Consider the following 6,000-nt stretch of genomic DNA (forward strand, 5'->3'; position numbering starts at 1 on the left):
GCCCGGACCCAAAAAACCCGCACCGTAAACGGTGCGGGCTTTTCCGAAAGACCTTGGCGGAGAAGGTTACTTCTTGCCGCCGAAGCCCTTGAAGCGAGCGTTGAAGCGCTCGACGCGGCCTGCAGAGTCCATGATGCGCTGCTTGCCCGTGTAGAACGGGTGGGACTCGGAGGAGATTTCGACGTCAATAACCGGGTAGGTGTTTCCGTCTTCCCACTCGATGGTCTTCTTGGAAGACACGGTGGAGTTGGTCAGGAACTTAACGCCGGAAGCCAGGTCGTTGAAAACAACAGCTTCGTACTTCGGGTGGATATCAGACTTCATAATTGGGCCTTTGTTCGCACAACTGGATTTTGCCAGTTGCCAGGTATGAATGGGATGGCCGGCGGAATGCACCGGACGGCCAGCTGTTAATCATAGCGGAAAGTCCGGGCCCCTGCCGCCTGTCCAATCCCAAGGTTTAGTCCAGCCCGTGGGCCGTACATCAGTACCGCTTCAGTGGTGTGGACGGAGTTCCCAGAACGCCACGGCGGACGCCGCCGCAACGTTGAGCGAGTCGACGCCGGCGCGCATGGGGATCTTCACGGTGAGGTCGACGGCGGCGAGGGTTCCTGCACTCATCCCGGCACCCTCGGTGCCGAGCACCAGGGCCAGCTTCTCCGGTTTCCGGGCGGCCAGTTCATCGAGGTCCACGGCGTCGTCGGTGAGCTCCAGGGCGGCCAGGGTGAAGCCGTACTCCTTCAACACCAGCAGATCCCCCGGCCAGTCTTCCAGCCGCGTCCAGGGCACCTGGAACACGGTTCCCATACTGACCCGGACGCTGCGGCGGTACAAGGGGTCCCCGCAGCGCGGCGAAACGAGGACGGCGTCCACGCCCAGCGCCGCGGCTGAGCGGAAAATCGCGCCCACGTTGGTGTGGTCCACAATGTCCTCCAGTACGGCGACCCGGCGCGCCCCGGCGAGCAGGGCCGGCAGCGGAACGGGTTCCGGGCGGTGCATGGCGGCCATCGCGCCGCGGTGCAGATGGAACCCTGTGATGTCCTCAAGAAGCGCGGCGGAGCCGATGTAGGCCGGCACCTCCGGATACTGCGCAAAGACGTCCCCAAGGTCCTCAACCCATTTTTCGGCCAGGAAGAAGGAGCGCGGCCGGTGTCCTGCCGCCAGCGCACGGCGCAGGACGCGGGAGGATTCCGCAATGTACATGCCCTCGGCCGGTTCCCGCAGCTTGCGCAGGTGCACGTCCGTCAGCCGGGTGTAGTCGGAAACCCGCGGGTCGTCGGCGGATTCGAGGTGGTGGAAGGTCACTGGCGGGCCATTTCAGCGGAAGGTTGCAAGCGGAGGTTTCTACAGTCGGCGGGAACGGGCTATTCGAACAGCTTGGCGATCATAAAGCCCAGCGCTGTGAGGCCCAGGCAGAAGATGACCCCGCGCAGGACCACCGGGGAGAGCTTCCGCCCCACCTTGGAGCCGATCACGCCGCCGATCAGGGAGCTCACGGCGATCAGCCCGACGACGGTCCAGTTGATCCGGTCGAAGGCGAACAGCAGGTAGGAGGCCGCCGCGACCACGTTCACGCCGAGGACCAGAAAGTTTTTCATCGCGTTGGCGTTCTGGATGGTCCCGGTCATGAACACCCCGAGGATACCGACCAGCAGGATGCCCTGCGCGGCCACGAAGTACCCGCCGTAGACACCGGCCAGGTAGACCAGGCCCACGAGGATGACGCCGTGGCTCCGGTCGCGGATGGCGTGTCCGGGGTTCTGTTCCCGGTTCCGGACCCACTGCTGGAGCTTGGGCTGGAACACGACCATCAGCAGTGCCAGCACGATCAGCGCGGGGGCGGCGTAGTGGAAGACCGTCTCCGGCAGATGCAGCAGCAGGTAGGCGCCCGTGATGCCGCCCAGCAGAGAGGCAGGCAGGAGTTTCAGGAGCTGCCTGCCACGGCCGGCGACTTCCTTGCGGTAGCCCCAGGCCCCGGCCGCGTTGCCGGCCACGAGGCCCATCGCGTTGCTGATGGACGCCGTGACGGGCGCGTAGCCGAGGGCGATCAGGACCGGGAAGGTAACAAGGGTGCCGGACCCGACAACGCTGTTGATGGTTCCGGCCCACAGCCCGGCGAAGAAGATGAAGACGCTGCTGAGGAGCTCCACGCGCTGCCCGCGGCCCGGTCAGCGGCGGGCGGTGGCGGTGTAACGCCCGGCGGTGACGCTGACGTCCAGCGGCAGCCCGAAGGTCCGGCTCAAGTTTTCGGCGGTCAGGACCCCGGCGAGCGGACCCTGGGCGATGACGCCGCCGTCGCGCATCAGCATTGCGTGTGTGAATCCGGGCGGGACCTCTTCGAGGTGGTGGGTGACCAGGACGATGGCGGGGGCATCTTCATCGCGGGCGAGCTCGCCAAGCCGGTGGACGAGGTCCTCGCGGCCGCCGAGATCGAGGCCGGCGGCCGGTTCGTCGAGGAGCAGCAGTTCCGGGTCCGTCATGAGGGCGCGGGCGATCTGGACGCGTTTGCGTTCCCCCTCGGAGAGCGAGGCGAACGGCCGGTTGAGCAGCGGTCCCATACCCCATTCGTTCAAGAGGCCAAAGGCGCGGCGTTCGTCGTCCTTTTCGTAACCCTCGCGCCAGCGCCCGGTGACGCCATAGGCGGCGGTTACCACGACGTTGAGGACCGTCTCGTGTCCGGGGATCTGGTTGGCCAGGGCAGCGGAGGACAGGCCGATCCGCGGCCGGAGTTCAAACACGTCGACGGCGCCGAGGATTTCTTCCAGGATGCCGGCCATGCCGGACGTGGGGTGGATCCGGGCGGCGGCAACCTGCAGCAGCGTGGTCTTGCCGGCGCCGTTGGGACCCAGGATCACCCAACGCTCGCCTTCTTTGACCTGCCAGTCCACCTTGTTCAGGAGGGTTTTAGCCCCTCGTACAACGCTGACGGCGGCCATTTCAAGAACATCACTCATAGGAGTAGACACTAGGACAAAAGAGTGGACGACTGATAACCGGAACACCACGGATTCGGGCCGCCTCGGTGCGCTCGCTAGGATTGCAGCCATGACTTTGAACGTGACCGCGGTCAGCTACGGCCTGAAACTGTCCCAGCCCGAGGTGCGGCGTCTACGCGCCGCGCTGACCGACGCCGGGGTGACGCTCGACGCCGGGGCCCGCACCGGAGATGGCCGCTTTGAGGTGTACACGGCCGGCGGAACGCTGGAGACCGGCCCCGCCGACGTCGACGGCGAATCTGCGCTGGCCGGGCTGCGCCGGGCGGTAGCGGACAACGGCGTCGACGGCGTGGACACCGCCATCATGCCGGCGGCCCTGCGCAACGCCCCACGGAAATTCCTCATCATGGACGTGGACTCGACACTGATCCAGCAGGAAGTCATTGAACTCCTGGCCGCCTACGCCGGCAAACGCGGGGAAGTCACCGCGGTGACGGAGGCCGCGATGCGCGGCGAACTGGACTTCGCCCAGAGCCTGCACGCCCGGGTAGCCGTCCTTGCCGGGCTGCCCACCGACGTCGTCGTGTCCGTCCGTGCCGAAGTGACGCTGAGCCAGGGCGCTGCCGAACTGGTGGCGGCCTTCCGGTCAGCGGGCCACGCGGTAGCCGTGGTGTCCGGCGGTTTTAACCAGGTCCTCGGGCCGATCGCCGAGGGCCTCGGCCTGGACTACTGGATCGCCAACGAACTTGAAATCGTCGACGGCGCCCTCACCGGAAGGGTCCTCGGCGACGTGATCGACCGTGCGGCCAAGGAGAGGTACCTGCGCGAATGGGCCGGGAAAGAGGGCATCCCGATGGAGCACACGATTGCCGTGGGCGACGGCGCCAACGATCTTGACATGCTGGGCGCCGCCGGGATCGGCATCGCATTCAACGCCAAGCCGGCCGTCCGTGCCGTCGCTGACGCCGTGGTGAACCTGCCGTACCTCGACGCCGTCCGCCATATCGCCGGGGTCTGAGGCCGGGCTGACAACGACGAAGGCCGGGGCGGTTTGCCCCGGCCTTCGTTGCGTTCCGCCCGCGTGGCGGGTGCCTAGTTGGTGCTCTTTCCAAAGTAGTCGGCTCCGCCGACATACTCAGTGTGGCCCGGCTCGACGTCGGCTGAGACCATCCTGGCGACCTCGGCGGCGAACTCCTTGACCGAGTAGAGCTTCCCGGCTTCGGCGCGGCGGGCCTCGATGGCGCCCGGGTTGGAGCGGTCCAGCAGGGTGGCAGTGACGGTGCCCTCGATCATGTCACCGGAGACGACTACGAGGGTGATGCCCTTTTCGGCCAGGTTCGGCACGAGCTCGCGGAGCGCATCCTCGCCGGCGCGCTTGCTGCGGGCCACCTGCTCGTACTCCGGCATGGTGGGAACTGTGGTGATGAAGTGGGCCTGGTGGCTGGTGACGAAGACCACGCGGGAGCCCTCGGGCATCAGCAGCACAGCAGCATTGAGCATGTTCACTTGGGCGTCACGGTTGAGCTTGAGCGCGTAGCCCTCCTCCATCCCGGATTCCATCCCGCCGGAAGCGTTGAGGACCAGGACATCGAGTGAGCCGAAGTTCTCCATGGCGGCGCTGGCCAGGGCCTGTACGCCTTCCTGGCTGGTGAGGTCTGCGCCCACGGCGGCGGCGCGGCCGCCCGCGGCCTCGATCTCCGCGACCACCTTGTTGGCGCGGGGCGCCTTCTGTCGGTAGTTGACCACGACGGCGGCGCCCTCGGCGGCGAGGAACTTGGCGACTTCGGCACCGATGCCCCTCGATGAACCGGTCACAATTGCGGTCTTGTTGTCCAGCAGTCCCATACGAGCTCCTTTGTTCCAAACGTCCAAAAACGGTGGGTCTGCAGTCCATCATGCCAGCGGCGCCGGGGTTTTCGGTTGTTCGGGTTCCACAAAGAAGGCGTATGGGGCTAGTTCCCGCGGCGGGGAGCCTTCCACCGGGGTGGCGGACCGGCTGCGGGGTGGCGGACCGGCTGAGGGTGGCGGACCGGCTGCGGGAAGTCCGCGGGAACGGCAGCCAACGTCAGCTGTGGTCGATCCTGATCTTTTTTGCGGGAGCGTCCGGCGCTGTCACGGGAGCAGGCGCCCTCACTTCCAGGACCCCATCCTTGTAGGTGGCCGTAATGTCCTCTTCCCGGGCGCCCGGCGGCAACGCAATGCTGCGGGTGAACGAACCGTAGCGGAACTCCGAGCGGTAGCCGGCCTTGCCCGTGTGCTCGGTGGTCTCCTCGCGTTCCGCTTTGATGTGCAGCATCCCCTCGCTGACCGAGACGTCGACGTCCTTGTCAGGATCGATCCCGGGTACTTCCGCGCGCACCACTAGGGTGCTGCCGTCCACGAACTGTTCGACCTTGATGGACGACGCCATCGTCAGGTCACCGTCGAGGAAACGCTTGATCGGCTCCAACACGTCCGACGGTACCCACTTGTTGAGTTCAGCCATGATTGTCCTCCTGGGTCCATGCCCCTGCCCTGGTGTGGTCATGGGCTGTAGCACCATTAAACACCCGAGAGCACCTTGCTTTAAGGGCAAAAAGTCCTATCGTCGCTGACACGATGCACCCCGCGGGGTGACAGGACCGGCTGGTCCCGCTGCGGCAGTCGACGACGGAGCTGCCGCGGGGACACCCCTTTTTTGGGGACAACCTCCGGGCATCAGCCGGGCCAGCGTCACGCAAACCATTTCCATCATTGTTGTCAGTGGCTCCTGATCTAATTGAAGTATGGAAAGCAGGGCGGCATGGAGTGCGGAGAGCGGGGCGGCGGTGGCGGCCGTCGCCGCGTCCGCTGCCGTGCTGGCTGCCTTCATCGGCGCCGGCGCGGGTAACGCTGATCCGTCCGGTGCCGGTCCGCTGCGGGACGGGGATCCGCCCGACGCCGGTGCCCGGGCCCTGGGGGACGGCAATCCGGTGCGTGATCTGGCCGATGATTGCCTGGACGCTCTCGCGGACGTGGCCCGGCTGGAGGCCCGGACCGCGGCACTGAAAGTGCGGCTGGCCGCGGACTACGCCCAGGCCACCCG

At 66.4% G+C, this 6,000-nt stretch carries 7 protein-coding genes and 1 pseudogene; 2 read left to right on the top strand and 6 right to left on the bottom strand.

Annotated features, from left to right (window positions below; all coding sequences use genetic code 11):
* Positions 1 to 66: 66 nt before the first annotated feature.
* The 4 genes from AC50X6_RS14395 to AC50X6_RS14410 all read right to left on the bottom strand — a co-directional run bounded on the left by AC50X6_RS14395 (position 67) and on the right by AC50X6_RS14410 (position 2,954).
* Positions 67 to 324, bottom strand: a complete 258-nt coding sequence (locus AC50X6_RS14395; protein ID WP_326967305.1) for a type B 50S ribosomal protein L31 — start codon at positions 322 to 324, stop codon at positions 67 to 69.
* A gap of 171 nt (positions 325 to 495) precedes the next feature.
* Complete coding sequence (locus tag AC50X6_RS14400; protein ID WP_494966876.1) at positions 496 to 1,305, bottom strand: TrmH family RNA methyltransferase; 810 nt, start codon at positions 1,303 to 1,305, stop codon at positions 496 to 498.
* Positions 1,306 to 1,364: 59 nt separating this feature from the next.
* Complete coding sequence (locus AC50X6_RS14405) at positions 1,365 to 2,150, bottom strand: sulfite exporter TauE/SafE family protein (RefSeq protein WP_494966877.1); 786 nt, start codon at positions 2,148 to 2,150, stop codon at positions 1,365 to 1,367.
* Positions 2,151 to 2,168: 18 nt separating this feature from the next.
* Entirely contained in the window at positions 2,169 to 2,954 is a 786-nt protein-coding gene (locus AC50X6_RS14410) for an ABC transporter ATP-binding protein (protein ID WP_494966878.1), read from the bottom strand.
* A 91-nt stretch (positions 2,955 to 3,045) separates the two neighbouring features.
* Here AC50X6_RS14410 and serB point away from each other — a divergent pair, with 91 nt between their 5' ends.
* Positions 3,046 to 3,954 carry a phosphoserine phosphatase SerB gene (serB, locus tag AC50X6_RS14415; protein WP_494966879.1) on the top strand — a complete coding sequence of 303 codons (909 nt, stop codon included), beginning with the start codon at positions 3,046 to 3,048 and terminating at the stop codon, positions 3,952 to 3,954.
* 74 nt (positions 3,955 to 4,028) lie between these two features.
* Here the strand turns inward: serB and AC50X6_RS14420 are convergent, their stop codons facing one another.
* Positions 4,029 to 4,781 carry an SDR family oxidoreductase gene (locus tag AC50X6_RS14420; RefSeq protein ID WP_494966880.1) on the bottom strand — a complete coding sequence of 251 codons (753 nt, stop codon included), beginning with the start codon at positions 4,779 to 4,781 and terminating at the stop codon, positions 4,029 to 4,031.
* A 220-nt stretch (positions 4,782 to 5,001) separates the two neighbouring features.
* Entirely contained in the window at positions 5,002 to 5,421 is a 420-nt protein-coding gene (locus tag AC50X6_RS14425; RefSeq protein WP_494966881.1) for an Hsp20/alpha crystallin family protein, read from the bottom strand.
* Between the two features lie 280 nt (positions 5,422 to 5,701).
* Here AC50X6_RS14425 and AC50X6_RS14430 point away from each other — a divergent pair.
* Positions 5,702 to 6,000, top strand: a pseudogene (locus AC50X6_RS14430) (hypothetical protein); the annotation flags it as partial.

This window comes from Pseudarthrobacter sp. HLT1-7 (assembly GCF_059383435.1).